1 protein-coding gene is annotated in these 1537 nt (G+C 34.5%); it reads right to left on the reverse strand.

Annotation, left to right across the window (positions count from 1 at the left end; all coding sequences use genetic code 11):
• Nucleotides 1-168 precede the first annotated feature (168 nt).
• Nucleotides 169-1389 (reverse strand): IS110 family RNA-guided transposase, encoded by a 1221-nt coding sequence (locus GW534_RS15810; protein WP_161921923.1) that lies wholly within the window; start codon nt 1387-1389, stop codon nt 169-171.
• Nucleotides 1390-1537: the final 148 nt, after the last annotated feature.

The following is a 1537-nucleotide window of genomic DNA, read 5'->3' on the forward strand; positions in this document are numbered from 1 at the left end:
TTCTTACCTCTAGTCAAGTACTTTTTATAAAATATAATTTAGTAATTATGAATTTATTTTGGAAGGAAGGGGTACCCCTTCCTTCCAAAATAAATTTTCGCATGACAAATAGACCTCACGATTTCCATTTTTTTCGCCAGGTCTTTTGTGATATAATCTTACTTACGATTACTGATGCATTGTTGCCTTTTCGTAATCGTATTTCAGATTATGTGTGATAAGGTGAAAAGCTGTTTTCAAGAACTTATTCACACAAGCAATGGACGCAACTTTATGAGGTTTCCTCTGGGGTTGCGTTTTTAATTTATCATAATAATCAACAATGTGATTCTTTGTGTTTTTCCGTAATTGAATCATTGTTTGAACCATATAAAATAGAATTTTTCTGAGCTTATTATTTCCTCTTTTATTAATCTTGTCTTTATAAAAGGTATTTCCAGATTGATAGCGCATAATATCAATACCGACATATGCATTCAATTGCTTATGGTTTTTGAATCGTCGTATATCTCCTAGTTCTCCAATTAAACGCACAGCTGTTGTTTCTCCAATACCAGGAAATGAAATTAATATTTGATATTCTCGTTTATCTTTCGATAACTCGACCATCTTTAGGACAAGTTGTTCTCTTTTCTCCTTTAAGTCTGCAATGCGTTTAGCATAGTCCCGGACTTGATCACAACGGATATCATCCTTTGATATCGCAGGATAAGTATCTTTTGCTGCTTCAATTAAAGCGATTGCTTTTTCTTCGGCACGAGATAAAGATAAGTTTTTTCTTGTATTTGCTTTTAAACGATTACGAATCACGGTTTTTGAACAATCTAACACATTACTTGGATGAGGATATAATTGCACGACGTTCAAAAATAACGCAGAACGTTTACTAAACAGTTTTTCTAAACCAGGAAAACTTAATTGAAGAATGGCATGTAAACGACTATATAAGTTCGTCATTTCACTACTCAACTCATCGTAGTATCTAGTCATTGCACGCATTTGTTGATAATAATCTTCTTCCTGGTAGGTTTGTTCTCTATCAACTTTGAAGTGAGTTTTCGCAAGTTCATGAGCATCATTTTTGTCAGTCTTATGTCTCCTCATTGAAGCCATTTGGAGATTTGCTTCGAGTGGGTTAACTCGATAATACATATAACCTTTATCACAAAAAAAGCGTTCTAGTGGTTTTGAATAAACACCTGTCGCTTCAAAGACAATCTCAGGTGCTTGCCCATCTTGTTGTGTCAAAGCAACAAGAGTGTCATTTAGTTTTTCGAAAGAGCGACGATCATGGACTATTTCACCTTCAAATTCACATTGGCGATAATGATCGTAAATAACCATTGTACTTTTTCCCATACTGACATCAAATGCCACTACGTGTTTCATATTACTGCCTCTCCTTTTTTGCCAATCATAGAAGTTCTTCACATTGCCTTATCGATTCCATTTTCTTATACACGATCTCTTTGGACCCAACATACTAAACTGATTCAAATAAGGGTGTGAAGTTGGTCAGTTTTTAAATACGGACTCT

This window comes from Pallidibacillus pasinlerensis, from assembly GCF_009996845.1.
In the GTDB taxonomy this organism is placed as follows: Bacteria; Bacillota; Bacilli; order Bacillales; family Caldibacillaceae; genus Pallidibacillus; species Pallidibacillus pasinlerensis.